General features: G+C 51.1%; 25 protein-coding genes and 1 other RNA gene. 18 read left to right on the top strand and 8 right to left on the bottom strand.

The window, feature by feature from the left end:
• Nucleotide 1 precedes the first annotated feature (1 nt).
• Nucleotides 2-185: non-coding RNA, 6S RNA (gene ssrS, locus OGX98_RS12465), on the bottom strand.
• 41 nt (nt 186-226) lie between these two features.
• Complete coding sequence (gene zapA / locus OGX98_RS12460; RefSeq protein WP_045447299.1) at nt 227-556, bottom strand: cell division protein ZapA; 330 nt, start codon at nt 554-556, stop codon at nt 227-229.
• Between the two features lie 165 nt (nt 557-721).
• Here zapA and OGX98_RS12455 point away from each other — a divergent pair, with 165 nt between their 5' ends.
• The 9 genes from OGX98_RS12455 to OGX98_RS12415 all read left to right on the top strand — a co-directional run bounded on the left by OGX98_RS12455 (nt 722) and on the right by OGX98_RS12415 (nt 12,167).
• A complete protein-coding gene (locus tag OGX98_RS12455) occupies nt 722-1,300 on the top strand; it encodes a YecA/YgfB family protein (RefSeq protein ID WP_136345249.1) in 579 nt (192 codons plus the stop codon).
• A 24-nt stretch (nt 1,301-1,324) separates the two neighbouring features.
• A complete protein-coding gene (gene pepP / locus OGX98_RS12450; RefSeq protein ID WP_286595349.1) occupies nt 1,325-2,641 on the top strand; it encodes a Xaa-Pro aminopeptidase in 1,317 nt (438 codons plus the stop codon).
• The gene (gene ubiH, locus OGX98_RS12445) at nt 2,638-3,816 is read left to right on the top strand and encodes a 2-octaprenyl-6-methoxyphenyl hydroxylase (protein WP_200009966.1); all 1,179 of its coding nucleotides are present in this window, start codon (nt 2,638-2,640) and stop codon (nt 3,814-3,816) included. Before pepP ends, ubiH begins: the two co-directional genes overlap by 4 nt.
• A 70-nt stretch (nt 3,817-3,886) precedes the next feature.
• Entirely contained in the window at nt 3,887-5,089 is a 1,203-nt protein-coding gene (ubiI, locus tag OGX98_RS12440; RefSeq protein WP_286595348.1) for an FAD-dependent 2-octaprenylphenol hydroxylase, read from the top strand.
• 452 nt (nt 5,090-5,541) lie between these two features.
• Nucleotides 5,542-6,636: a glycine cleavage system aminomethyltransferase GcvT gene (gene gcvT, locus OGX98_RS12435; protein ID WP_286595347.1), complete on the top strand. Its 1,095-nt coding sequence runs from the start codon at nt 5,542-5,544 to the stop codon at nt 6,634-6,636.
• A 24-nt stretch (nt 6,637-6,660) separates the two neighbouring features.
• Nucleotides 6,661-7,050, top strand: coding sequence for a glycine cleavage system protein GcvH (gene gcvH / locus OGX98_RS12430; RefSeq protein ID WP_045447282.1), 390 nt, complete (start codon nt 6,661-6,663; stop codon nt 7,048-7,050).
• Between the two features lie 117 nt (nt 7,051-7,167).
• Complete coding sequence (gene gcvP / locus OGX98_RS12425) at nt 7,168-10,041, top strand: aminomethyl-transferring glycine dehydrogenase (RefSeq protein WP_286595346.1); 2,874 nt, start codon at nt 7,168-7,170, stop codon at nt 10,039-10,041.
• A 72-nt stretch (nt 10,042-10,113) separates the two neighbouring features.
• Nucleotides 10,114-10,857, top strand: coding sequence for an SDR family oxidoreductase (locus OGX98_RS12420; RefSeq protein ID WP_286595345.1), 744 nt, complete (start codon nt 10,114-10,116; stop codon nt 10,855-10,857).
• Between the two features lie 407 nt (nt 10,858-11,264).
• The gene (locus OGX98_RS12415; protein WP_200010106.1) at nt 11,265-12,167 is read left to right on the top strand and encodes a transporter; all 903 of its coding nucleotides are present in this window, start codon (nt 11,265-11,267) and stop codon (nt 12,165-12,167) included.
• Between the two features lie 59 nt (nt 12,168-12,226).
• On the opposite strand, the gene bglA is transcribed toward OGX98_RS12415, so the two are convergent.
• On the bottom strand, nt 12,227-13,660 hold the full coding sequence (gene bglA, locus OGX98_RS12410) for a 6-phospho-beta-glucosidase BglA (RefSeq protein ID WP_048220596.1): 1,434 nt from the start codon (nt 13,658-13,660) through the stop codon (nt 12,227-12,229).
• Nucleotides 13,661-13,780: 120 nt separating this feature from the next.
• Nucleotides 13,781-14,509 carry a MurR/RpiR family transcriptional regulator gene (locus tag OGX98_RS12405; RefSeq protein ID WP_045449772.1) on the bottom strand — a complete coding sequence of 243 codons (729 nt, stop codon included), beginning with the start codon at nt 14,507-14,509 and terminating at the stop codon, nt 13,781-13,783.
• Nucleotides 14,510-14,560: 51 nt separating this feature from the next.
• Between OGX98_RS12405 and yqfB the strand changes: the two genes are divergently transcribed.
• Nucleotides 14,561-14,872, top strand: coding sequence for a N(4)-acetylcytidine aminohydrolase (yqfB, locus tag OGX98_RS12400; protein WP_045447266.1), 312 nt, complete (start codon nt 14,561-14,563; stop codon nt 14,870-14,872).
• Nucleotides 14,873-15,035: 163 nt separating this feature from the next.
• Nucleotides 15,036-15,695, top strand: coding sequence for a PAQR family membrane homeostasis protein TrhA (trhA, locus tag OGX98_RS12395; protein ID WP_045447262.1), 660 nt, complete (start codon nt 15,036-15,038; stop codon nt 15,693-15,695).
• 78 nt (nt 15,696-15,773) lie between these two features.
• On the opposite strand, the gene ygfZ is transcribed toward trhA, so the two are convergent.
• Complete coding sequence (gene ygfZ / locus OGX98_RS12390; RefSeq protein ID WP_045447259.1) at nt 15,774-16,754, bottom strand: tRNA-modifying protein YgfZ; 981 nt, start codon at nt 16,752-16,754, stop codon at nt 15,774-15,776.
• Nucleotides 16,755-17,010: 256 nt separating this feature from the next.
• Here ygfZ and sdhE point away from each other — a divergent pair, with 256 nt between their 5' ends.
• Both sdhE and OGX98_RS12380 read left to right on the top strand, forming a co-directional pair.
• Nucleotides 17,011-17,277, top strand: a complete 267-nt coding sequence (sdhE, locus tag OGX98_RS12385; protein ID WP_045447256.1) for an FAD assembly factor SdhE — start codon at nt 17,011-17,013, stop codon at nt 17,275-17,277.
• Nucleotides 17,258-17,665, top strand: coding sequence for a protein YgfX (locus tag OGX98_RS12380; protein ID WP_045447253.1), 408 nt, complete (start codon nt 17,258-17,260; stop codon nt 17,663-17,665). Before sdhE ends, OGX98_RS12380 begins: the two co-directional genes overlap by 20 nt.
• Nucleotides 17,666-17,710: 45 nt before the next feature.
• On the opposite strand, the gene fldB is transcribed toward OGX98_RS12380, so the two are convergent.
• The gene (fldB, locus tag OGX98_RS12375; RefSeq protein ID WP_045447250.1) at nt 17,711-18,232 is read right to left on the bottom strand and encodes a flavodoxin FldB; all 522 of its coding nucleotides are present in this window, start codon (nt 18,230-18,232) and stop codon (nt 17,711-17,713) included.
• 113 nt (nt 18,233-18,345) lie between these two features.
• On the opposite strand from fldB, the gene xerD reads away from it, so the two are divergent.
• The 5 genes from xerD to lysS all read left to right on the top strand — a co-directional run bounded on the left by xerD (nt 18,346) and on the right by lysS (nt 24,434).
• Nucleotides 18,346-19,242, top strand: a complete 897-nt coding sequence (gene xerD, locus OGX98_RS12370) for a site-specific tyrosine recombinase XerD (protein WP_045447247.1) — start codon at nt 18,346-18,348, stop codon at nt 19,240-19,242.
• A 23-nt stretch (nt 19,243-19,265) separates the two neighbouring features.
• Nucleotides 19,266-19,979: a bifunctional protein-disulfide isomerase/oxidoreductase DsbC gene (gene dsbC / locus OGX98_RS12365; RefSeq protein WP_045447244.1), complete on the top strand. Its 714-nt coding sequence runs from the start codon at nt 19,266-19,268 to the stop codon at nt 19,977-19,979.
• A gap of 5 nt (nt 19,980-19,984) precedes the next feature.
• The gene (gene recJ / locus OGX98_RS12360) at nt 19,985-21,718 is read left to right on the top strand and encodes a single-stranded-DNA-specific exonuclease RecJ (RefSeq protein ID WP_286595344.1); all 1,734 of its coding nucleotides are present in this window, start codon (nt 19,985-19,987) and stop codon (nt 21,716-21,718) included.
• 90 nt (nt 21,719-21,808) lie between these two features.
• Nucleotides 21,809-22,907, top strand: a protein-coding gene (gene prfB / locus OGX98_RS12355) for a peptide chain release factor 2 (protein WP_136345251.1) whose coding sequence is annotated in 2 segments (ribosomal slippage) — nt 21,809-21,883 and nt 21,885-22,907 — 1,098 coding nt in all. Because the reading frame shifts where the segments join, the coding sequence is not laid out codon by codon here.
• Between the two features lie 9 nt (nt 22,908-22,916).
• A complete protein-coding gene (lysS, locus tag OGX98_RS12350) occupies nt 22,917-24,434 on the top strand; it encodes a lysine--tRNA ligase (RefSeq protein WP_045447234.1) in 1,518 nt (505 codons plus the stop codon).
• A gap of 43 nt (nt 24,435-24,477) precedes the next feature.
• Here lysS and idi read toward each other — a convergent pair whose 3' ends face one another.
• Both idi and yqfG read right to left on the bottom strand, forming a co-directional pair.
• On the bottom strand, nt 24,478-25,026 hold the full coding sequence (idi, locus tag OGX98_RS12345) for an isopentenyl-diphosphate Delta-isomerase (protein ID WP_045447231.1): 549 nt from the start codon (nt 25,024-25,026) through the stop codon (nt 24,478-24,480).
• Between the two features lie 122 nt (nt 25,027-25,148).
• Nucleotides 25,149-25,274 (bottom strand): protein YqfG, encoded by a 126-nt coding sequence (gene yqfG, locus OGX98_RS12340; protein ID WP_136345252.1) that lies wholly within the window; start codon nt 25,272-25,274, stop codon nt 25,149-25,151.
• Nucleotide 25,275 lies beyond the last annotated feature (1 nt).

Raw genomic sequence — 25,275 nt, 5'->3', positions numbered from 1 at the left:
GGGAATCTCCGAGATGCCGCCGCAGGCTGTAACCCTTGAACCCTTGGTTCAAGGTGAATGCGTCGTCACAGTTTTAAGGCTTCTCGGACGGGCCGAGCATGCTCACCAACCATGGAGCGCCACATTCTTGTGGTATGAAATATCGGCTCAGGGGACTGGCCCGCTTGCAAACATCTCAGAGAAATTTTGTCTTCACGGTCACTCTACCACAGTAAACCGAAAAGTGTTATTCAAAGTTTTGGGGCGTTTTTTCGGTAATGCGACCCTGATCAAGCAACGCCTGTTCAATGGTTTGTTGCAGCATCCGAATACGCTGTTCCATGCTCGCCGCGTAGTCACGCGTCTTCGCTTTTTCCTGAGTTAACTCATAGCTGATGTTCAACGCGGCGATGAAAACCAACTGCTCAGTATTTGTGACTCTAGTGCGAACTTTCAGATCTTGCAATCGCTGATTCAGATCGTCCGCAGCCTGATTCAACGCATCCCTTTGTTCAGGCGGGCAATTCACTCGCAGTGAACGGCCAAATATTTGGATATCGACGGGTTGTGCAGACATGCCACCTTCCTGCTGATTGACTGCGCTGCCTTCGTCTCCAGACCTTGGTCTGCGAAGGGGCGACACTATAGCTACCCTGGTATCAAGATACAAGCCCTTTTCTGGTCCACCAGGGTCCAAAGTGGTAGCATATCATGAATATCCTCCCTTTGATGACGAATGCTTATGTCTATACAGAACGAAATGCCTGGTTACAACGAAGTTAGCCAGTTTTTGAACCAACAAGGGGCTGGATTGACCCCTGCCGAAATGCACGGTTTGATCAGTGGGATGATTTGCGGCGGTAACAACGACAGCTCATGGCAGCCGCTGTTGCACGACCTGACGAATGAAGGCCTGGCCTTTGGTCATGAGCTGGCCCAGGCTCTGGTTAAAATGCACTCAGCCACCAGTGATGCCCTGGAAGACGACGGTTTTCTTTTTCAGCTTTATCTGCCTGAGGGAGACGATGTCAGCGTCTTCGAACGTGCCGATGCGCTGGCAGGTTGGGTAAACCACTTTTTGCTTGGTCTCGGTGTCACCCAACCTAAGCTCGATAAAGTGACCGGCGAAACCGGCGAAGCTATCGACGATCTGCGTAATATCGCTCAGTTGGGATACGACGAAGACGAAGATCAGGAAGAGCTGGAAATGTCGCTCGAAGAGATCATTGAGTATGTGCGTGTTGCGGCTCTGCTATGTCATGACACATTTACACGTCAGCAGCCGACTGCACCAGAAGTACGTAAACCGACTTTGCACTAAGAACGAAACGCCAAGGAGAGTGTTATGACGCAGCAAGAGTATCTCCGCCGCCGCCGGGCTTTACTGGCACAAATGCAACCCGGCAGCGCCGCACTGATTTTCGCCGCCCCTGAAGCGACGCGCAGTGCGGACAGTGAATATCCATATCGCCAGAGCAGCGATTTTTGGTATTTCACTGGTTTTAACGAACCTGAAGCTGTGCTGGTGCTGATTAAAAGTGATGACACTCATAGCCATAGCGTTTTGTTCAATCGGGTACGTGACCTTACCGCAGAGATCTGGTTTGGCCGTCGTCTGGGGCAGGATGCTGCGCCGGAGAAACTGGGCGTTGACCGGGCGTTAGCCTTCAGTGAAATCAACCAGCAACTGCACCAACTGCTTAATGGTCTGGACGTGGTTTACCACGCACAAGGCGAATATGCGTATGCAGATGAGATAGTCTTCACTGCACTGGAAAAATTGCGTAAAGGTTCCAGACAAAATCTGAAAGCGCCGGTGGCTATTATTGACTGGCGCCCAATGGTGCATGAGATGCGCCTGTTTAAATCGCCAGAAGAGATCGCAGTGATGCGTCGCGCCGGAGAAATCACTGCTCTTGCGCACACCCGTGCGATGGAAAAATGTCGTCCAGGGATGTTTGAATACCAACTTGAAGGGGAAATTCACCACGAATTCACCCGTCATGGTGCGCGTTACCCGTCCTACAACACCATTGTCGGCAGTGGCGAAAACGGCTGTATCCTGCATTACACCGAAAACGAAAGTGAAATGCGCGATGGCGATCTGGTGTTGATTGACGCCGGGTGTGAATACAAAGGCTACGCAGGCGACATTACGCGTACCTTCCCGGTAAACGGCAAATTCACCCCTGCGCAGCGCGAAATCTATGACATTGTGCTGGAATCGCTGGAAACCAGCTTGCGTCTGTATCGCCCCGGTACTTCCATCCAGGAGGTCACAGGTGAAGTGGTACGTATCATGATTACCGGTCTGGTGAAGCTCGGTATTCTGCATGGTGAAATTGACCAACTGATAGCCGATAACGCACACCGTCCTTTCTTTATGCATGGTCTTAGCCATTGGTTGGGGCTGGATGTACACGACGTTGGTGTTTATGGTCAGGATCGCTCACGTATTCTTGAACCGGGGATGGTGCTTACCGTAGAGCCAGGGCTGTACATCGCACCTGACGCCGACGTACCGCCCGCTTATCGCGGTATCGGTATTCGTATTGAAGATGACATCCTCATTACCGAAGACGGTAATGAAAACCTTACTTCTGGTATGGTTAAGAGGGCGGATGAGATTGAAGCCTTAATGGCTGCGGCGCGACTGCAATGAGCGTAATTATCGTTGGTGGTGGTATGGTCGGCGCGACGCTGGCGCTGGCCATTTCTCAGCTTACCCATGGGACGCTACCGGTTCATCTGATTGAAGCGAGCGATCCAGAGGGCGATTGTCATCCGGGGTTTGACGCCAGGGCGATTGCGCTAGCGGCAGGTACCTGTCAACAGCTGGCGCGAATTGGCGTCTGGCAGGCAATAGCCGATTGCGCAACGGCGATCAAAACAGTACACGTCAGCGATCGTGGACATGCCGGGTTTGTTACGCTTGATGCGCACGAATACCGTATACCGGCACTGGGTCAGGTGGTGGAACTGCATGATGTTGGGCTGCGTTTGTTCGCACTGTTGCGCAAAGCGCGTGGTGTTACGCTGCATTGTCCTGATCGGGTTGCCAGCGTGTCGCGCACCCAGGAATGCGTTGAGGTCACACTGGAGAATGGTGAAGTGATTACCGGTCGCGTGCTGGTAGCGGCTGACGGTACTCGCTCTGCGCTGGCTACCGCGTGTGGTGTTGACTGGCAACTGCAACCTTACGAACAGTTGGCCGTGATTGCCAACGTCACAACCTCCGTTCCGCATAACGGACGGGCGTTTGAGCGCTTTACGCAACATGGCCCGCTGGCAATGTTGCCGATGTCAGATGGCCGATGCTCGCTGGTGTGGTGTCATCCGCTTGAGCGGCGTGATGAGATCTTGGCCTGGTCCGACGAACGGTTTTGCCGTGAGCTGCAAACAGCATTTGGCTGGCGGCTGGGTCATATTACGCAAGCGGGTAAACGCAGTGCCTATCCGCTTTCATTAACCACAGCAGTGAAGGCAGTGACCCATCGTACTGTTCTGGTCGGCAATGCTGCACAAACGCTTCATCCGATTGCCGGACAAGGTTTTAACCTTGGAATGCGTGATGTCATGAGTCTTGCTGAAACGCTGACTCAGGCACATAGCACCGCCGAAGATGTAGGCGATTATGCGGTGTTGTCACGTTATCAGCGACGTCGTCAGACTGACCGTGAAGCGACGATTGGCGTGACGAATAGCCTGGTGTATCTGTTTGCCAATCGCTGGGCTCCGTTGATCGTTGGGCGTAATGCCGGATTAATGGCGATGGAATTATTTACCCCCGCGCGAGATGCGCTGGCAGAGCGGACCCTGGGGTGGGTTGCGCGTTAATGATGGCCTGTAGACCAGTAGGCCTTATCTGGCCTACGGTATTTGATCGTCCCGTTTTCAGGAGCAAACAGTGCAAAGTGTTGATGTAGCAATTGTTGGTGGCGGCATGGTAGGACTGGCGGTTGCCTGCGGTTTGCAGGGCAGCGGGTTACGCGTTGCAGTGTTAGAACAACATGTTCCACACCCTCTGGCGACGGATGCTCCTCCTCAGCTTCGTGTGTCGGCAATTAATGCTGCCAGCGAAAAACTGCTTACCCGTCTTGGCGTATGGTCAGACATCGTCGCCCGCCGTGCCTGTTGTTATCACGGTATGGAAGTGTGGGATCGAGACAGTTTTGGGCGCATCGAATTTGATGACCAAAGCATGGGGTACAGCCATTTGGGACACATCGTAGAAAATGCGGTGGTCCATTACTCATTGTGGCAAAAGGCACAGCAGTCGGCGGATATTACGCTTATGGCCCCGGCAGAACTGCAGCAGGTGGCATGGGGTGAGAACGATGCTTTTCTGACCCTGAAGGACGGATCGATGCTGACCGCACGCCTGGTGATTGGTGCAGACGGCGCTCACTCCTGGCTGCGTAATAAAGCAGATATCCCGCTGACCTTCTGGGATTACCGGCATCATGCGCTGGTCGCGACTATTCGTACGCAGGAAGCACATGGTGCTGTTGCTCGCCAGGCATTCCATGGTGAGGGAATTCTGGCATTTTTACCGCTCAGTGACCCGCATCTGTGCTCTATTGTCTGGTCACTCTCGCCGCAGGAAGCTGAGCGTATGCAGCAGGCAAGCGTTGAAGAGTTTAACCAGGCGCTGAACATTGCCTTTGATAATCGTCTGGGGTTATGCCAACTCGAAAGCGAACGTCAGACGTTCCCGTTGACGGGGCGCTATGCTCGCCAGTTTGCCGCCCATCGTCTGGCACTGGTTGGCGATGCGGCGCATACCATCCATCCGCTGGCGGGTCAGGGGGTTAATCTTGGCTTTATGGATGCCGCAGAGCTGATTGATGAGCTTAAGCGCCTGCAACGCCAGGGGAAAGACATTGGCCAGCATCTCTACCTGCGTCGTTATGAGCGTAGCCGTAAGCACAGCGCGGCGCTGATGCTTGCTGGTATGCAAGGTTTCCGCGAACTGTTTGCCGGAGAAAACCCGGCGAAGAAACTGCTGCGTGATATTGGTCTGAAACTGGCGGATACCCTCCCTGGCATAAAACCACAACTCCTCCGTCAGGCAATGGGATTAAACGACCTTCCTGAGTGGCTACGTTAACGTCCGAAAGGACAATTTTAAGAGTTTGAGACCCGTCACACTTTCCTCTCCCGGCCTGCGCGCCGGGACACTTATCTCATTTGAAATAATCTAATTCCACACCTTTTTTCGCATTAGTTTTTTTAATATTACTATTTTCTCATAACGCCATTTTTAACATTTTTTCCATATTTAATATGGATTGATGCTGATTATTTCAACATGTTCATATCAATTGCGCTGATTTAATGGCCTTTATGTGGTTTTTTATTCTGATGCAGATCCTGTCATTTTTAGTCATAAGCTAATGTGATGGTTAATTTTGACTTATGGTTTAGCGTCTATTTCGGTGGTAAGTTCAAGGCAAAGAGAACGTTTGCGTCGCAGCCCCCGGAGCGGCTGCGGTGCTGGGTTTCGTGGCGAAGATTTCACCACGAAAGAGTTGGTAGCCCCGCTTATTCAACGAGGAAAAGATGGCTCAACAGACTCCTTTGTACGAACAACACACGCTATGTGGCGCGCGCATGGTTGATTTCCATGGCTGGATGATGCCCCTGCATTATGGTTCTCAGCTCGATGAGCACCATGCTGTCCGCACCGATGCTGGTATGTTTGATGTTTCGCATATGACCATCGTCGATCTGCGCGGAAGCCGCACCCGGGAGTTCTTGCGCTATCTACTGGCAAACGACGTCGCGAAATTGACGAAAACCGGCAAAGCCCTTTATTCCGGTATGCTTAACGCTTCGGGTGGCGTGATAGATGACCTGATCGTCTACTACTTCACTGAAGACTTCTTCCGCCTCGTTGTAAACTCCGCCACCCGCGAAAAAGACCTCTCCTGGATTACCCAACACGCTGAACCTTATGCCATCGACATTACCGTTCGTGACGACCTGTCGATGATTGCGGTGCAAGGGCCAAATGCGCAGGCAAAAGTAGCCACGCTGTTTAATGAAGAACAACGTCATGCGGTAGAGGGCATGAAGCCTTTCTTCGGTGTGCAGACTGGTGACTTGTTTATCGCGACCACTGGTTATACCGGCGAAGCGGGATATGAAATTGCCATGCCGAATGAAAAAGCGGCGGATTTCTGGCGCGCGCTGGTGGAAGCCGGTGTTAAGCCTTGCGGGCTGGGGGCACGTGATACGCTGCGCCTGGAAGCGGGTATGAACCTGTACAGCCAGGAAATGGATGAGAGTGTTTCTCCGCTGGCGGCCAACATGGGCTGGACTATTGCGTGGGAGCCTGCTGACCGTGACTTTATTGGCCGCGAAGCGCTGGAAATGCAACGTGAAAAAGGCCATGAACAGTTGGTTGGCCTGGTGATGACGGAGAAAGGTGTACTGCGTAATGAACTGCCAGTGCGTTTCACTGATGCTCAGGGCAACCTGCAGGAAGGAGTTATCACCAGCGGTACATTCTCTCCAACTCTGGGCTACAGCATCGCGCTGGCGCGCGTTCCAGCAGGTATCGGCGAGACAGCGATAGTGCAGATCCGCAACCGTGAAATGCCGGTAAAAGTGACTAAACCTATTTTTGTGCGTAACGGCAAAGCCGTCGCGTGATTCATCCTTTTTGGAGATTGATTGATGAGCAACGTACCAGCAGAACTGAAATACAGTAAAGAACACGAATGGCTGCGCAAAGAAGCTGATGGCTCTTACACCGTTGGTATCACCGAACACGCTCAGGAGCTGTTGGGCGATATGGTTTTTGTTGATCTGCCAGAAGTTGGCGCGACTGTCAGCGCAGGCGATGACTGCGCTGTTGCAGAATCCGTAAAAGCGGCTTCCGACATTTATGCGCCTGTGGGCGGTGAAATTGTTGCGGTTAACGACGCGCTCAGTGATTCCCCGGAACTGGTGAACAGCGAGCCATATACCGGTGGCTGGATCTTTAAGATCAAGGCCAGCGATGAAAGCGAAATAGAGTCGCTGCTGGATGCGACTGCATATGAAGCACTGTTAGAAGACGAGTAAATACGCTTCATTCTTCACGTTGCAGGAAGCCGTTGTGTCCTGCAACGAGAATTATTTCGTGTATTCAGGTAAGTAGATACACCTACGATTCACTGCACGTTTCAGGAACCATCGCCCATGACACAGACGTTAAGCCAGCTTGAAAACAGCGGCGCTTTCATTGAACGCCACATCGGACCGGACGCCGCGCAGCAGCAAGAGATGCTGAATGCGGTTGGCGCCGAGTCGTTAAACGCGCTGATCGGCCAGATTGTGCCGAAAGACATTCAGCTTGCAACCCCGCCGCAGGTGGGCGAGGCGGCGACCGAATACGCTGCGCTAGCTGAATTAAAAGCCATTGCCGGACGTAACAAGCGCTTCACGTCATACATTGGCATGGGCTATACCGCCGTGCAATTGCCGCCAGTTATTCTGCGCAACATGCTGGAAAACCCAGGCTGGTACACCGCCTATACGCCGTACCAACCAGAAGTTTCCCAGGGTCGTCTGGAAGCGCTGCTGAACTTCCAGCAGATCACGCTGGATCTGACCGGTCTGGATATGGCTTCCGCTTCTCTGCTGGATGAAGCCACTGCCGCAGCGGAAGCTATGGCGATGGCAAAACGCGTCAGCAAACTAAAAAATGCCAACCGTTTCTTTGTCGCTTCTGATGTTCATCCGCAAACGCTGGATGTGGTACGCACCCGTGCGGAAACCTTTGGCTTTGATGTCATTGTTGATGATGCGGCAAAAGCGCTGGATCATCAGGATGTGTTTGGCGTTCTGTTACAACAGGTTGGTACCACCGGTGAAGTTCACGACTACAGCAAACTGATTGCTGAACTGAAATCCCGTAAAGTCGTGGTCAGCGTTGCGGCTGATTTTATGGCGTTAGTGCTGCTGACTGCTCCGGGCAAACAGGGCGCCGACATTGTGTTTGGCTCTGCACAGCGCTTTGGCGTACCGATGGGCTATGGCGGCCCGCATGCGGCATTCTTTGCGGCAAAAGACGAATACAAACGCTCCATGCCAGGCCGTATTATCGGCGTATCGAAAGATGCAGCGGGTAACACTGCTCTGCGTATGGCGATGCAGACTCGCGAACAACATATCCGCCGTGAGAAAGCGAACTCCAACATTTGTACCTCGCAGGTTCTGCTGGCAAACATCGCCAGCCTGTATGCTGTTTATCATGGCCCGGTTGGACTGAAACGCATTGCGAATCGTATCCATCGCCTGACCGATATTCTGGCGGCAGGTCTGCAACAGAAAGGGCTGAAGTTGCGTCACGCACACTACTTCGACACCCTATGCGTAGAAGTAACCGACAAAGCTGCCGTACTGGCGCGCGCTGAAGCGGCAGAAATCAACCTGCGCAGTGATATTCATAACGCGGTAGGTATTACGCTCGACGAAACCACCACCCGTGAAAATGTCGTGCAGTTGTTCAGTGTCCTGCTGGGCGACAGCCACGGTCTGAACATTGATGCTCTGGATAAAGACGTGGCCCTCGACAGCCGTTCTATTCAGGACAGCATGCTGCGCGATGATGCGATCCTGAGCCATCCGGTATTTAATCGCTACCATAGCGAAACCGAGATGATGCGCTATATGCATTCGCTGGAGCGTAAAGATCTGGCGCTGAACCAGGCGATGATCCCGCTGGGTTCCTGTACCATGAAATTGAACGCTGCCGCCGAGATGATCCCAATTACCTGGCCAGAATTCGCTGAACTGCATCCGTTCTGCCCCCCGGAACAGGCGGAAGGCTATCAGCAAATGATTGGTCAGCTGTCCGACTGGCTGGTAAAACTGACCGGCTATGATGCCGTTTGTATGCAGCCGAACTCCGGTGCGCAGGGCGAATATGCGGGCCTGCTGGCTATTCGTCATTATCACGAAAGTCGTAACGAAGGGCATCGTGATATCTGTCTAATCCCGGCCTCTGCTCACGGTACTAACCCTGCTTCCGCGCAGATGGCGGGTATGCAGGTGGTAGTAGTGGCTTGTGATAAAAACGGCAACATCGATCTGGCTGATCTGCGTGCCAAAGCTGAGCAGGCGGGCGAAAACCTCTCCTGCATTATGGTGACCTATCCGTCCACTCACGGCGTCTATGAAGAAACCATCCGTGAAGTGTGTGAGATTGTGCATCAGTATGGCGGTCAGGTTTACCTGGATGGCGCGAACATGAACGCCCAGGTCGGTATCACCTCGCCGGGCTTTATCGGCGCGGATGTATCGCACCTTAACCTGCATAAAACCTTCTGCATTCCGCACGGCGGTGGTGGTCCGGGTATGGGACCAATTGGTGTTAAATCGCACCTCGCACCGTTTGTACCGGGGCACAGTGTTGTACAGATTGAAGGTATGCTCACCCGTCAGGGCGCAGTTTCTGCTGCACCGTTCGGCAGCGCATCTATTCTGCCAATCAGTTGGATGTATATCCGCATGATGGGGGCAGAAGGTCTGAAACAGGCGAGCCAGGTGGCGATTCTGAATGCCAACTACATTGCCAGCCGTCTGAAAGATGCCTATCCGGTACTGTATACCGGTCGCGATGGCCGTGTGGCGCACGAGTGTATTCTCGACATTCGCCCACTGAAAGAAGAAACCGGCATCAGTGAACTGGATATTGCTAAGCGCCTGATCGACTACGGCTTCCATGCGCCGACTATGTCTTTCCCGGTGGCGGGTACGCTGATGGTGGAACCAACGGAGTCTGAAGGTAAAGTGGAACTGGATCGCTTTATTAATGCGATGCTTGCAATCCGCGCAGAGATCGATCGCGTGAAAGCAGGCGAGTGGTCACTGGAAGATAACCCGCTGGTTAACTCTCCGCACACGCAGAACGAACTGGTTGCTGAGTGGAATCACGGTTATAGCCGCGAAATAGCGGTGTTCCCGACAGGTGTTGCGAATAAATACTGGCCGACAGTGAAGCGTCTTGATGACGTTTACGGTGACCGTAATCTGTTCTGCTCCTGCGTGCCGATGAGCGAATATCAGTAATACCTGAGGTATGAACGACAGGCCGGGTAAGCGCATGCGCCACCCGGCTTTTTTATTTCTGGAGAATACGAAATGGCAATCGCATTAGTGACAGGCGGCAGTCGCGGTATTGGGCGCGCCACTGCGCGGCAACTTGCAGAAGAGGGCTACACGGTCGCGGTTAACTTTCACCACAATATTCTTGCCGCAACAGAAGTCGTGAATAGCATTATCGCATCGGGTGGTAAGGCGTTTACCGTGCGGGCAGATATCAGTAATGAAAATCAGGTTATGGCGATGTTTGAAGCCATCGACCGCGAAGGAGAACCACTAACTGCACTGGTGAATAATGCCGGAATTTTGTTTGAACAGAGTACTGTGGAAAACTTAACCGCCGAGCGTATTAATCGTGTACTGGCTACTAACGTCACTGGATATTTCCTCTGTTGTCGGGAGGCCGTAAAGCGGATGTCTTTAAAACATGGTGGTCAGGGTGGGGCAATTGTTAATGTCTCCTCGGCAGCATCGCGGCTTGGCGCCCCTTTTGAGTACGTCGATTATGCTGCGTCGAAAGGGGCGGTAGATACGCTCACCACCGGTCTGGCACTTGAGGTGGCGGCACAGGGGATACGTGTGAATTGCGTGCGTCCTGGCCTTATCTACACCGAAATGCATGCCTCTGGCGGTGAGCCAGGCAGAGTTGATCGTGTGAAGTCTATGTTACCGATGCAGCGTGGCGGGCAACCGGAAGAGGTCGCTCAGGCGATCGCCTGGCTGTTAAGTGAGAAAGCATCTTATGTTACGGGGAGTTTTCTGGAGCTGGCAGGAGGGAAGTAATGTGTTAATTGCCGGACGGCGTTGCGCTAATCGGAACACAGGTTCGCAACCCGTTCCGTAGATTTATGCAACGGACTGCCGTTCTCCACAGGTGTTGAACCAGCAGTGCCATGAATTGGTTTTCCTGATAATTTGCATTTACAAGGACGCCATCCAGTATTAGCTCTCTGAGAAAATACCGAATCTGGCGACAGAGATACGGAAGTAAATAAATTCTCTTTCAGCGAAACATATAAACTCTTAAATCGGAATTTGTATCTCAATTTTTCCGCATAATTTCCAGTACATTAAATTCGCTTGGTTTTAAATCCTTTTTGATTTATAGCGTATTAAATTCCATAAGTGATTCAAATGTATTTATTGTGAAGTTATTTCGGTGTTTTTATTTTTCATTTCAGGAAGGAATGATGAAGAGATTAAATTTATTATCATTAATAATATGTTTTGTATCTATGAATTCAATGGGGGCGGAAATAATGGATAAGCCATCACCCCCCAGTAAGTTGTTAGGTGCTCCTGTTAATACAGCAATTTCAGGAGGAGCGTTACTCCCGCAGGGAATGTTACTGACAGCAGTAAACAGTTCATTCCGTGATAAGGATGATCAAATAAAAGGCAGTGGAAGCCCTGATATCTACTCACAAATATGGCTACTTAAAATTCGTTACGGTTTTACTGACAGGCTCGAAGGTGTGACTGTTGGGTCTTATATTAACAATCGACGCGATAATATGTCTCCCGAACACATAGAAGGGTTAGGCGATCAGTCAGTTGGTCTGAGTTATGCATTATTGAGCCAGCGGGCGGGGGCGCCATTTTGGCTAACAGTTGGTGGCGCGGTGTTGCTACCGACAGGACAGGATGGAGATAACCATTTACCCGGTAATGGGGCGTGGGGTGCTCGGGCATCAGTTTCTTTAACGACGTTTTTTACCCCGAATATTAAAGGTGATATGGATTTTATATTCCAGGGTCCGTTTGAACGGGGAAATCAGGAGGTTAAACGTGGAAATGAGTTTCAATGGAATACCCAACTCCGCTATATGTGTAGCGAAATGCCGTGGGATATTGGAGTGGAGAGTACATATAGCCATAATGATTCAGGTACCCGGGAACTCTCAACGGGCCATGTGATAAATAATCATTCAGGTACCACCGAGTGGGCTATCGGCCCCTCTTTTAATGTTGCTATTGATTCAATAAATGTATGGCTTGGTTTTGGTTCATTCTTCCCTGTAATGCAAGAAGCCAAATCGGCGACCAAAATGGAAAATGTACGTTGGGAATTTAAAATCGGTAAAACCTGGTGATCTCTTTGTTTACGTACTTACCTGGCATCACGCAGGTAAGTACGTTTTATCCTGTGTGGTTAAAGCTTCTCACCGTTGCTGGCAATTACTTCTTTGTACCAGTTAAAACTCTTCTTGCGCGAACGCGACATGTCGCCGGTACCGTCATCGTGCTTGTTCACGTAGATAAAGCCATAGCGTTTGCTGTATTGGCCGGTAGTGAAAGAGACGCAGTCGATGCAGCCCCACGGCGTGTATCCCATCAGATCCACGCCATCATACGTAACGGCTTTCATCATCTCTTCAACGTGGGCTCGTAGGTAGTCGATACGGTAATCGTCGTTAATGCTGCCGTCTTCTTCTACTTTGTCGTATGCGCCAAAGCCATTTTCTACGATAAACAGGGGTTTTTGATAGCGCTCATATAATTCGCATAAAGCATAGCGCAGACCTACCGGATCAATCTGCCAGCCCCAGTCGGAGGCTTTGACGTGTGGGTTAGGCACGCTGCCTTCGAAACCGGAAATCGCATCTCCGCTGCCGCCTTCCGCTTTCACGGCGTTGGTCATGTAGTAGCTGAAGCCAAGATAATCGCAGGTGCCTTCACGCAGGATCTGCTCATCTCCATCTTCCATTCTGATGGTGAATTCACGACGTTCCCATTCGTTAAGCACATAAGACGGGTAATAGCCGCGAAGTTGAACATCGGTAAAGACATAGCGTTCACGCATTGATTCCTGCGCGAACATCACATCTTCCGGCTTACAGGAGAAAGGATACAGAGGGACCATCGCCAGCATACAACCGACTTTCATTTGTGGATTGATGCGACGCGCTGCTTTCACCGCCAGTGCACTGGCAATAAACTGGTGATGCAGTACCTGGTACATGGTTTCTTCCGGATTTTCATGCTCGGTGTACACCACGCCTGAACAGCAATAGCCGAACAATGGAGCGCGCCAGTTACGCTGGTTGTTTATCTCATTGAAGGTCATCCAGTATTTGACCTTATGCTTATAGCGTTCAAAGACGACTTCAGCAAACCGAACAAAGAAATCGACAACTTTGCGGTTGGTCCAGCTACCGTATTGCTGTACCAGATGTAGCGGCATTTCGAAGTGGGAGAGGGTAATGACTGGCTCGATCTTGTACTTAAGCAGTTCATCGAACATGTCGTCGTAGAACTTCAGTCCTTCTTCGTTCGGTTGGGTTTCGTCGCCTTTCGGGAATATACGGGTCCAGGCTATGGATGTACGAAAGCATTTGAAGCCCATTTCGGCAAACAGCTTAATGTCTTCTTTGTAGTGACCGTAAAAATCGACCGCATCATGATTCGGATAGTATTTGCCTGGTACAACGTCCTGGGTGATTTCGCGCGGAACGCCGTGGGCACCGCCGGTGAGTACGTCACAAATGCTGGGCCCTTTGCCGCCTTTGTTCCAGCCGCCTTCAACCTGATGCGCCGCAACCGCGCCGCCCCATAAAAAATCTTTCGGTAAGGTAAGTTTTTTCATCTGCGCTCAGTCTCAAATTAATACAATCTGATTTTGAGTCTAACAAAGGAAAGATAAATGTCACGATATAACAAAATAGCGCCAATGTGATTTGTTACATCAAAAAAACAGATTGTTTTTTTACACTAATTTTTTCGCCAGTTTTCGTCCGAGTGATTCCAGAATGTAAATGACGGGGATTTGCGTAGTAATATCATATACGCCCGCAATTCGGGTCTGTGGGACGTGCCAGGAGAGATTAAAGTCAGCCAGCTTCGCCAGTCGTGAGTGTTCATGGCTGGTGACAGAGAGCACTTTACAGTTGTGCAGGCTGAACTGGCTGGCGAAACGCAGGATCTCTTCTGTTTCACCGGAAACGGAAAGGACGATTGCCAGTGCGTTTCGGGCCATATCATTGGTAACCGGGAAATAAGGATCATCAATATGGTTGCTGAATTTTCCTACATTAGAGAAAAAACGAGCACCATATTTTGCTAAGGCTCCTGAGGTACCTGCGCCAACAAATATAATACGTTCGGAAGATAATATAATATCGACAGCTTGATTGAGTAGATTATCAAACTCGTCGTTATTCACGCCTTTAAAGAAGCTGATAATTTCGCTGGCACCAAAATTACTCTGTTGTGGTTCATTCTGTTCTAAATATAATTTAAAGCGTACGCGGAACTCCGAGTAACCTTCACACTTCAGTTTACGACAAAAGCGCAGTACGGTGGTGGTGGAGACTCCAGCAGCGTCGGCCAGTTCGCGGATGGTCATGTACATGACTTTGTCACGGTTCTTGATGACATAGTTGTAGACCAGCATCTCAAGATTGTTGAGACTGGCGATGGCGGCGTGGGAGAACATACTCACAATGGCAAAACTCACTCATCAGACTTCATTTACAGGGATAATAACATGCAGCCAAATGACATCACTTTTTTTCAGCGTTTCCAGGATGACATTCTGGCCGGACGCAAAACAATCACTATACGCGATGAGTCCGAATCACATTTCAAAACGGGCGACATCCTGCGAGTTGGGCGCTTCGAAGATGACGGCTATTTCTGCACTATCGAAGTTGTCGGTACATCGACTATCACACTTGATACGCTGACGGAAAAACATGCCCGGCAGGAAAATATGACGCTTGATGAGCTTAAGCGCGTGATTGCAGAGATCTATCCGCATCAAACGCAATTTTATGTGATTGATTTTAAATGTCTTTGAGTGTTTTGGTACGAATGTTAGCTGAAAAATAAAAACTAATTATATGATTTATATTAATTATTTATTATCTGGTAAATATTTTAGCTAACAGGTGTTCACTGGAACCATTCTCAGTTACGCTAGAGACGCAATCACGAAAGTGTTCGTTTCTCCGGAGTAACTTATGGTTCAGAAACCATTAATCGCGCAGGGATATTCGCTGGCTGAGGAAATAGCCAACAGCATCAGTCACGGTATCGGGCTGGTGTTTGGGATCGTTGGACTGGTGCTGTTGCTGGTTCAGGCGGTGGATACCAATGCCAGCGCTATGGCCATTACCAGCTATAGCCTGTATGGCGGCAGTATGATCCTGCTGTTCCTCGCCTCAACCTTGTATCACGCGGTTCCGCATCAGAGAGCGAAGGTCTGGCTGAAAAAATTCGACCACTGCGCTATTTATCTGCTGATCGCCGGGACCTATACGCCATTTCTGCTGGTGGGCCTGGATTCACCGCTGGCGCGAGGGCTGATGGTTGTTATCTGGAGCCTTGCTCTGCTCGGTATTTTGTTCAAACTGACCATCGCCCACCGGTTTAAGATCCTGTCGCTGGTGACCTACCTGACAATGGGCTGGCTATCACTGATTGTGGTATATCAACTGGCGATAAAACTGGCGGTAGGCGGCGTGACGTTGTTGGCGGTAGGCGGCGTGATTTATTCGTTGGGCGTCATTTTCTACGTCTGCAAACGTATCCCATACAACCATGCTATCTGGCACGGGTTTGTGCTGGGGGGCAGCGTTTGCCACTTCCTGGCAATTTACTTGTATGTGGGGCAGGCTTAATGCCGGATGGCCGCTAACGCCACATCTGGCCTACGGGATAGTAGGCCATAAGTCTGCGTGCCAGCAGGCATTATTCTTTTATTCTTCCAGCGAATATGGCAGCGGTACAATATGCAATGTTTTGGCGTCGTCACGAACGCGGAACACGCTGTCGGCTTCCATGTCGTTATTCATCACAACCTGTACCAACAACTGACCATCTGCTAGTTGCACCGCAGCGAGAACGGTACCCGTACGGCGCCAGTTTTCACCCATTTTTAGTTCCAGGTCTTCACCGGCTTCCGGCACCCGACTGGCGGCGCCTGCCAGCGACCAAAGCGCGCGTTTGTTGGCGCCGCGGAATTTAGCACGGGCGACCATCTCCTGGCCGGTATAACAGCCTTTTTTAAAGCTGATCCCACCCAGAGCCTGTAGATTAGTAGCCTGCGGAATAAACTGCCCGCTGTTGACGGAATCAATCACCGCAATTCCTGCTTCGATATCCAGCGCCAGCCACTGTTGACTGTTATTTAACTCTGCTTCGCCGCGAAGTTTCTCGACGAGCATTTCTGCCGTTGCGACATCGACGATCAGCAGGAAACGTTCGGCTGGATGTTCGAACCATAATACCGTGGATGTGCCTTCGGTAATTACCTGTTTATCGCTGCCCGGTAGTTCATTAAAGAGGCCGGTCAGCGCTGCACGTGCCTGGAACCCAGCGACGCCCAGCAGAACGCGCTCGTCGTCAGGGGCAATCACCACTTTGGAGAAAACGGCGTATTTTTTCAGCTCAGTAAGCTGAGTGTCGCGCAAGCTGCGGCGTTCAAGCCACGCAAATCCGTCACCGTGACGGAACAAACGTAGGTTGCTCCACATTTTGCCTTTGGCATCACAATGAGCTGCCAGCACATGCTGGTGCTCGGTCAACTGGCTGACATCCGCAGTGACCTGACCCTGAATATACTTCTCACTGTCGGCACCCGTAATGGTGGCGAGAGCCCAGTCATCAAGCGTCATCAGCGTCAGAGGCAAACGAGTTGACGCACAAGGCTGGCGAGGAGGAAAAGATGTAAAAGCCATAATAATGTCCTGATTTGCTTAACGCAGTAATAATGACTAATGGTAAAAGAGCTATAGCCCATTGCAAGCGGTTTAAACACCCTATTTGTGCCATATATTAAGCTTTGCGAAGAGACATCCAAAAATGGTGAACCCTTTAACTTAATGTGGTTTTATTTTGCGTTCGTGCTTCCGATTACTGATATTCCCGCAAAAGAGCGTGAAAAACACGTTACAATAGCCGAGTACTTCGTTTTCGTGAGACAGAGAGAAGAACATGGATATTAACAACAAAGCACGTATTCATTGGGCATGCCGTCGCGGCATGCGTGAGTTGGACATTTCAATTATGCCGTTTTTCGAACACGAGTATGACAACTTGAGTGACGACGAAAAACGGATCTTTATCCGTCTGCTGGAATGTGATGACCCGGATTTATTTAATTGGTTGATGAATCATGGGAAACCGGCTGATCCACAGCTGGAGCAGATGGTACGGCTCATCCAGACACGGAATCGGGAACGTGGTCCAGTGGCAATCTGATTTACGCGTTTCATGGCGCGCACAGTGGCTTTCGTTACTTATTCACGGGCTGGTCGCGGTGCTTATTTTATTGATGCCCTGGCCATTGAGCTACACCCCATTATGGCTGGTGTTGCTCTCTCTTGTAGTGTTCGACAGCGTGCGCAGCCAGCGTCGTATTAACGCCTGTCAGGGAGAGATCAGACTCTTGATGGATGGTCGTCTACGCTGGCAAGGGCAAGAGTGGACTATTGTCAGCGCACCCTGGATGATTAAAACAGGCATGATGTTGCGATTGCGTTCAGAGGCCGGAAAACGTCAGCATCTGTGGCTGGCGGCGGACAGTATGGATGACGCTGAGTGGCGGGATTTACGGCGGTTAATGTTGCAACAGGCGCCGCAGAAATAACACTGACGGTAAGGCTACAGACCTTAACCGTCAGTCAGAAGCAACTCAGGACCAGTGCTCGGCCATTTCTCCGAGAATTTGTTCACACCAGGCCTGGATACGTTCATCGCTGAGATCGTACTGGTTGGTTTCATCCAACGCTAAACCAACAAACAACTGCCCATCGGCAATGACGGGTTTATCGCTGGTGAATTCATAGCCCTCTGTTGGCCAGTAGCCGACAAACTTTACGCCTTTGGTGACGAGTTTATCATGCAGCATACCCAGCGCATCCAGGAACCATTCGCCGTACCCCAGTTGATCTCCCATGCCGTAAAGCGCGACAATTTTGCCTTCCAGGTTGAGGTTATCCAACTGATCCCAGACCGCTTCCCAGTCCTCCTGAATTTCACCGAAATCCCAGGTTGGGATACCCAAAATGAGCACGTCGTACTGCTCCATTAAGGTCGGGGAATCATCCTTGAGGTTGTGTAATGTCACCAGCTCGGGACCAAGGATATCGCGGATTTTTTCTGCTGCCATTTCGGTGTAGCACGTGCTGGAACCGTAAAAAAGACCCATGTTCATTACGTAAACATCTCAATTCTGCTGTAGCGTTGCGGGTAGTGTATCAGAATCGCCGCAATCGCGGCACAATGAGGCATAATGCATCAAAAGTGAGAATGATATAAGGGGCGCGAGTGGAACAGGATCTGGCGCGCATCGAGCAATTTCTTGATGCCCTGTGGCTGGAACGAAATCTGGCGGAGAATACGTTAAGTGCGTATCGTCGCGATCTGACCATGCTTGTCGAATGGCTACACCATCGTGGTGTATCGTTGGCGACAGCGCAAAGTGATGACCTGCAGGCACTGCTGGCCGAGCGGATGGATGGCGGGTATAAAGCCACCAGTTCCGCGCGATTATTGAGTGCAATGCGGCGTTTTTTTCAGCATTTGTACCGCGAAAAATTTCGCGACGATGATCCCAGCGCCTCGCTCGCCTCACCTAAACTGCCGCAGCGTCTGCCGAAAGATCTCAGTGAAGCACAGGTAGAACGGTTGTTGCAGGCTCCGCTGATTGAACAGCCGCTGGAGCTACGTGATAAAGCCATGCTGGAAGTATTGTATGCGACGGGTTTGCGCGTTTCAGAACTGGTGGGGCTGACAATGAGTGATGTTAGCTTACGTCAGGGTGTGGTGCGCGTGATCGGTAAAGGTAACAAAGAGCGGCTCGTACCACTGGGTGAAGAGGCTGTGTACTGGCTGGAAACTTATCTGGAACATGGTCGTCCGTGGTTGCTGAATGGCGTCTCGATTGACGTGTTATTTCCCAGCCAGCGTGCACAACAAATGACCCGTCAGACCTTTTGGCATCGTATTAAACACTATGCTGTGTTAGCGGGGATAGACAGCGAAAAGCTGTCACCACATGTGTTGCGGCATGCTTTTGCTACGCATTTGCTCAACCATGGCGCTGACTTGCGCGTGGTGCAGATGCTGCTTGGGCATAGCGATCTCTCAACCACACAGATTTATACTCATGTCGCAACGGAGCGCTTGCGTCAATTACATCAACAGCATCACCCGCGAGCGTGAGTGCTGACAGGAAAGGATAGGTTATGAAAAAACGTTTTATGATGCTCACCCTGCTGGCTACGGCGTTTTCAGGCATGGTGCATGCAGACGATGCGGCGATTCGCCAGTCATTAACTAAGCTGGGCGTACAAAGCACCGAAATTCAGCCCGCCCCAGTTGCGGGAATGAAAACCGTACTGACCAACAGTGGTGTGCTGTACGTCACTGAAGACGGTAAGCATATTATTCAGGGACCGATGTACGACGTAAGTGGCGCAAGTCCGGTGAACGTCACCAATCAGCTGCTGATGAAACATCTGAACGCGCTGGAAAAAGAGATGATCGTCTATAAAGCGCCGCAGGAAAAACACGTTATCACCATTTTCACCGACATCACCTGCGGCTACTGCCACAAGCTGCATGAAGAGATGAAAGACTACAATGCGCTGGGGATCACCGTGCGCTATCTGGCCTTCCCGCGTCAGGGACTGGAAAGCCAGGCCGAGCAGGACATGAAGTCTATCTGGTGCGCGCAAGACAAAAACAAAGCCTTTGATGATGCTATGGCAGGCAAGAGTGTGAAACCGGCGACCTGCGATGTGGATATTGCTAACCATTACGCGCTGGGCGTGCAGTTTGGCGTGAGTGGAACTCCGGCGATTGTCCTGAGCAACGGCTATGTTGTTCCAGGCTACCAGGGACCAAAAGAGATGAAAGCGTTCCTGGATGCGCACCAAAAACAGACCAGCGGTAAATAATTCGCGTGAAACAACAGATACAACTTCGTCGACGTGAAGCCGACGGGACAGCCGAACTGCCTGCAGAATTACCGCCTTTGCTACGTCGTTTGTACGCCAGTCGTGGTGTACGCAGTGCCCAGGAGCTTGAGCGTAGCGTGAAAGGGATGTTGCCGTGGCAGCATTTGAACGGCGTCGAAAAAGCGGTTGAGATCCTCTATAACGCATTTCGCGAGGGAACTCGCATTATTGTAGTGGGGGATTTCGACGCTGATGGCGCGACCAGTACGGCGCTGAGCATCCTGGCTATGCGTGCATTAGGCTGTAGCAACATTGACTACCTGGTGCCCAACCGCTTTGAAGACGGTTATGGTTTAAGCCCGGAAGTGGTGGATCAGGCTCATGCCCGGGGCGCCCAACTGATTGTGACTGTCGACAATGGCATCTCCTCCCACGCTGGTGTTGAACATGCCAGAACGTTGAAGATACCGGTGGTGGTGACCGATCACCACCTGCCTGGGGATACCCTGCCGGATGCAGAAGCCATCATCAACCCTAACTTGCACGACTGTGAATTCCCGTCGAAATCGCTGGCGGGTGTTGGAGTTGCCTTTTACCTGATGCTGGCACTGCGCACCTTCCTGCGTGATAAAGGTTGGTTTGATGAACGCGGTATCGCACCACCAAACCTGGCGGATTTGCTTGATCTGGTGGCATTAGGCACGGTTGCCGACGTTGTGCCGTTGGACGCGAATAACCGCATCCTGACGTGGCAAGGGTTAAGCCGTATTCGCGCAGGAAAATGTCGTCCTGGTATTAAGGCGCTGCTTGAGATTTCGAACCGCGATCCGCAAAAGCTGGCCGCCAGCGATTTAGGTTTTGCGCTGGGTCCACGCCTGAATGCGGCTGGTCGGTTGGATGATATGTCCGTCGGTGTTGCACTATTGCTGTGCGATAACATTGGCGAGGCGCGAGTGCTTGCCAATGAACTGGATGCACTCAACCAGACGCGAAAAGAAATTGAGCAGGGTATGCAGACGGAAGCGCTGACGTTGTGCGAGAAGCTTGAGCGTAGTCGTGAGGCGTTGCCCGGTGGATTGGCAATGTATCATCCTGAGTGGCATCAGGGTGTGGTAGGGATTCTGGCATCGCGCATAAAAGAGCGTTTTCATCGTCCGGTAATCGCCTTTGCTCCTGCCGGTGACGGCACGCTTAAAGGTTCTGGTCGGTCAATTCAGGGACTGCACATGCGTGATGCGCTGGAGCGGCTGGATACTCTCTATCCGGGCATGATCCTTAAGTTTGGCGGCCACGCTATGGCGGCTGGTTTATCGCTGGAGGAAGCACAGTTTGAACGTTTCCAGCGGCGCTTTGGTGAGCTGGTGACTGAATGGCTCGACCCAGCTTTACTGCAGGGGGAAGTCGTGTCGGATGGCCCGTTGAGTGCAGCGGAAATGACCATGGAGGTCGCGCAAATGTTGCGTGATGCCGGACCGTGGGGACAAATGTTCCCGGAGCCGCTGTTTGACGGGCGTTTTCGCTTGCTTCAGCAACGCCTGGTCGGCGAGCGTCATTTGAAGGTGATGGTGGAACCCGTTGACGGAGGGCCACTGCTCGACGGTATTGCGTTTAATGTTGATACCAGTTGCTGGCCGGACAACGGCGTTCGTGAAGTTACGCTTGCCTATAAGCTGGATATCAACGAGTTTCGCGGTAACCGAAGCCTGCAAATCATCATCGATAATATCTGGCCAATTTAGCGTCATCTTCTCTATAAAAAAGAGCGTGGATTGGGTACAATCCCGCTCTTATCACCGCATTTTGACTAGTCCAATAAAAGAAATCAGACCATGTTTGAAATTAATCCGGTAAATAACCGCATTCAGGACCTTACGGAGCGCTCTGACGTTCTTAGGGGGTATCTTTGACTATGATGCCAAGAAAGAGCGTCTGGAAGAAGTAAACGCCGAGCTGGAACAGCCAGACGTCTGGAATGAACCAGATCGCGCTCAGGCGCTGGGCAAAGAACGTTCCTCCCTTGAGGCCATTGTCGACACGCTCGACCAGATGAGCCAGGGCCTGGAAGATGTTTCCGGCCTGCTGGAGCTGGCTGTAGAAGCCGACGACGAAGAAACCTTTAACGAAGCCGTTGCTGAACTCGATACGCTGGAAGATAAACTGGCGCAGCTGGAATTCCGCCGCATGTTCTCCGGCGAATACGACAGTGCCGACTGCTATCTCGATATTCAGGCTGGCTCTGGTGGTACTGAAGCCCAGGACTGGGCAAGCATGCTGATGCGTATGTATCTGCGTTGGGCTGAAGCACGCGGCTTTAAAACAGAAATTATTGAAGAATCTGAAGGTGAAGTGGCGGGTATTAAATCCGTGACCATCAGAATTGCTGGCGATTACGCTTACGGCTGGCTGCGTACTGAAACCGGTGTGCATCGTCTGGTACGTAAAAGTCCGTTCGATTCCGGCGGTCGCCGCCATACGTCGTTCAGCTCTGCATTTGTATATCCGGAAGTCGACGATGATATCGATATCGACATCAATCCGGCGGATCTGCGTATTGACGTGTATCGTGCCTCCGGTGCGGGCGGCCAGCACGTTAACCGTACGGAATCTGCGGTGCGAATCACCCATATTCCTACCGGGATAGTGACGCAGTGCCAGAACGACCGTTCCCAGCACAAGAACAAAGACCAGGCCATGAAGCAAATGAAAGCAAAGCTTTATGAACTGGAAATGCAGAAGAAGAATGCCGAGAAACAGGCGATGGAAGACACCAAGTCCGATATCGGCTGGGGTAGCCAGATTCGTTCTTATGTCCTTGATGACTCCCGCATCAAAGACCTGCGTACCGGGGTTGAAACCCGTAACACGCAGGCGGTGCTGGATGGCAGCCTGGATCAATTTATCGAAGCAAGTTTGAAAGCAGGGTTATGAGGAACCAAAATGTCTGAACAACACGCACAGGGCGCTGACGCGGTAGCCGACCTTAACAATGAACTGAAAACGCGCCGTGAGAAGCTGGCCAACCTGCGCGAGCAGGGGATCCCGTTCCCGAACGATTTCCGTCGCGATCATACCTCAGACCAACTGCACGCTGACTTCGACGCGAAAGAAAACGAAGAGCTGGAAGCGCTGAACATCGAGGTATCTGTTGCTGGTCGTATGATGACCCGCCGCATTATGGGTAAAGCATCCTTTGTTACGCTGCAGGACGTTGGTGGGCGTATTCAGCTGTACGTTGCACGCGACGATCTTCCGGAAGGCGTCTACAATGAGCAGTTCAAAAAGTGGGATCTGGGCGACATCCTTGGTGCGAAAGGTAAGTTGTTCAAGACTAAAACTGGTGAACTGTCTATTCATTGCACCGAACTGCGTTTGCTGACCAAAGCTCTGCGTCCGCTGCCGGATAAATTCCACGGCTTGCAGGATCAGGAAGCGCGTTATCGTCAGCGTTACCTGGATCTCATCTCCAACGATGAATCCCGCAATACTTTTAAAGTGCGTTCACAGATCATGGCGGGCATTCGTCAGTTCATGGTTGGTCGCGGCTTTATGGAAGTTGAAACTCCGATGATGCAGGTGATCCCAGGCGGTGCCGCAGCGCGTCCGTTCATCACCCATCATAATGCGCTTGATCTGGACATGTACCTGCGTATTGCGCCGGAACTGTACCTCAAGCGTCTGGTGGTTGGCGGCTTTGAGCGTGTGTTCGAAATTAACCGTAACTTCCGTAACGAAGGGATCTCCGTTCGCCATAACCCAGAGTTCACCATGATGGAACTCTACATGGCTTATGCGGACTATAAAGATCTGATCGAACTGACCGAATCTCTGTTCCGTACGCTGGCACAGGACGTTCTGGGTACGACTGAAGTGCCTTACGGCGATGAAGTTTTCGACTTTGGTAAACCATTCGAAAAACTGACCATGCGCGAAGCGATTCAGAAATACCGCCCGGAAACCAATATGGCGGATCTGGACAACTTCGACTCAGCTAAAGCTATTGCTGAATCTATCGGTATCAAGGTTGAGAAGAGCTGGGGCCTGGGTCGTATCGTAACTGAGATCTTTGAAGAAGTTGCGGAAGCGCATCTGATTCAACCGACCTTCATTACTGAGTATCCGGCAGAAGTGTCTCCGCTGGCGCGTCGTAACGACGAAAACCCGGAAATCACTGACCGCTTCGAATTCTTCATTGGTGGACGTGAAATCGGTAACGGCTTCAGCGAGCTGAATGATGCAGAAGATCAGGCGCAGCGTTTCCAGGATCAGGTTAACGCCAAAGATGCTGGTGATGACGAAGCGATGTTCTACGATGAAGACTACGTAACCGCTCTGGAACACGGTCTGCCGCCGACAGCTGGCCTGGGTATTGGTATTGACCGTATGGTTATGCTGTTTACTAACAGCCACACCATTCGCGACGTGATCCTGTTCCCGGCTATGCGTCCGGTAAAATAAGCATTACGCGAAAGCACGCAACCCCGGCATTTGTCGGGGTTTTTTACTTTTGCTGCGCGAAAGAAGACAACATATTTCTCGCTTCGCTATTCGTCGCCTGCATTACCATCCACGGACTGAACGCCCATGGCGTAGCATCAATTCCACGCAAAACACGCGATAAATTGCACCATTGATAATCCATCACTTCATCACTGTTTGGCAGCAATTCACTGGTAATTCGTGCGGCAAAAACCGGGCACACTTCGTTTTCGACGATGCCATTCGGGTCGGTGGCGCGGTAATGGAAATCAGGATAGATCGACACGGGAGGCGTTATTTCCACACCCAGCTCAAAGCGACAACGACGGATCACCGCCTCCTCATTACTTTCTCCCTGCTGTGGGTGACCACAAACCGAGTTGGTCCACACGCCGGGCCACGCTTTTTTACTCAATGCGCGGCGGGTTACTAATAGTTGGCCTTCACGGTTAAAAAGCCAGCATGAAAATGCCAGATGTAATGGGGTATCAGCCGTGTGCGCGGTATATTTTTCCAGCGTACCCGAGGGAATTCCCTTTACATTCAGCAAAATGACATGTTCCGTTTGCATGATTTCTCACATTTAATTCTAGTCACTCGTCATTATAGATAACAGAAGAGTGAAATGATTAACCATGTGAGTGTTTATCGGCATCCGACGGTAGCAATGCGGATGCCGACAGGGAAAGGTAATTAAAAAAGCAGCATCATATATTTGAAACGGCTTTCAATGGCCATTGCAACGCAGTCAGAAATGACAGGAATAGAGATCAGAAAGAGCAACAGCAGACTGAATATTGCGCGTATTAAAAGATTCATA

The organism is Citrobacter sp. Cm046, from assembly GCF_030333065.1.
Lineage (GTDB): Bacteria > Pseudomonadota > Gammaproteobacteria > Enterobacterales > Enterobacteriaceae > Citrobacter > Citrobacter murliniae.
Note: the sequence above shows the minus strand (reverse complement) of the source record. Positions and strands in the feature narration are given on the sequence as shown.

Bases quoted from the DNA above. Each gene is read 5' to 3' on its own strand.
- OGX98_RS12420 (WP_286595345.1), top strand. From the start codon at position 10,114: ATGGCAATCGCATTAGTGACAGGCGGCAGTCGCGGTATTGGGCGCGCC.
- lysS (WP_045447234.1), top strand. From the start codon at position 22,917: ATGTCTGAACAACACGCACAGGGCGCTGACGCGGTAGCCGACCTTAAC.
- pepP (WP_286595349.1), top strand. From the start codon at position 1,325: ATGACGCAGCAAGAGTATCTCCGCCGCCGCCGGGCTTTACTGGCACAA.
- yqfB (WP_045447266.1), top strand. From the start codon at position 14,561: ATGCAGCCAAATGACATCACTTTTTTTCAGCGTTTCCAGGATGACATT.
- OGX98_RS12415 (WP_200010106.1), top strand. From the start codon at position 11,265: ATGAAGAGATTAAATTTATTATCATTAATAATATGTTTTGTATCTATG.
- gcvH (WP_045447282.1), top strand. From the start codon at position 6,661: ATGAGCAACGTACCAGCAGAACTGAAATACAGTAAAGAACACGAATGG.
- trhA (WP_045447262.1), top strand. From the start codon at position 15,036: ATGGTTCAGAAACCATTAATCGCGCAGGGATATTCGCTGGCTGAGGAA.
- ygfZ (WP_045447259.1), bottom strand. From the start codon at position 16,754: ATGGCTTTTACATCTTTTCCTCCTCGCCAGCCTTGTGCGTCAACTCGT.
- gcvP (WP_286595346.1), top strand. From the start codon at position 7,168: ATGACACAGACGTTAAGCCAGCTTGAAAACAGCGGCGCTTTCATTGAA.
- zapA (WP_045447299.1), bottom strand. From the start codon at position 556: ATGTCTGCACAACCCGTCGATATCCAAATATTTGGCCGTTCACTGCGA.
- OGX98_RS12455 (WP_136345249.1), top strand. From the start codon at position 722: ATGTCTATACAGAACGAAATGCCTGGTTACAACGAAGTTAGCCAGTTT.
- dsbC (WP_045447244.1), top strand. From the start codon at position 19,266: ATGAAAAAACGTTTTATGATGCTCACCCTGCTGGCTACGGCGTTTTCA.
- gcvT (WP_286595347.1), top strand. From the start codon at position 5,542: ATGGCTCAACAGACTCCTTTGTACGAACAACACACGCTATGTGGCGCG.
- OGX98_RS12405 (WP_045449772.1), bottom strand. From the start codon at position 14,509: ATGTTCTCCCACGCCGCCATCGCCAGTCTCAACAATCTTGAGATGCTG.
- bglA (WP_048220596.1), bottom strand. From the start codon at position 13,660: ATGAAAAAACTTACCTTACCGAAAGATTTTTTATGGGGCGGCGCGGTT.
- yqfG (WP_136345252.1), bottom strand. From the start codon at position 25,274: ATGAATCTTTTAATACGCGCAATATTCAGTCTGCTGTTGCTCTTTCTG.
- idi (WP_045447231.1), bottom strand. From the start codon at position 25,026: ATGCAAACGGAACATGTCATTTTGCTGAATGTAAAGGGAATTCCCTCG.
- sdhE (WP_045447256.1), top strand. From the start codon at position 17,011: ATGGATATTAACAACAAAGCACGTATTCATTGGGCATGCCGTCGCGGC.
- ubiH (WP_200009966.1), top strand. From the start codon at position 2,638: ATGAGCGTAATTATCGTTGGTGGTGGTATGGTCGGCGCGACGCTGGCG.
- fldB (WP_045447250.1), bottom strand. From the start codon at position 18,232: ATGAACATGGGTCTTTTTTACGGTTCCAGCACGTGCTACACCGAAATG.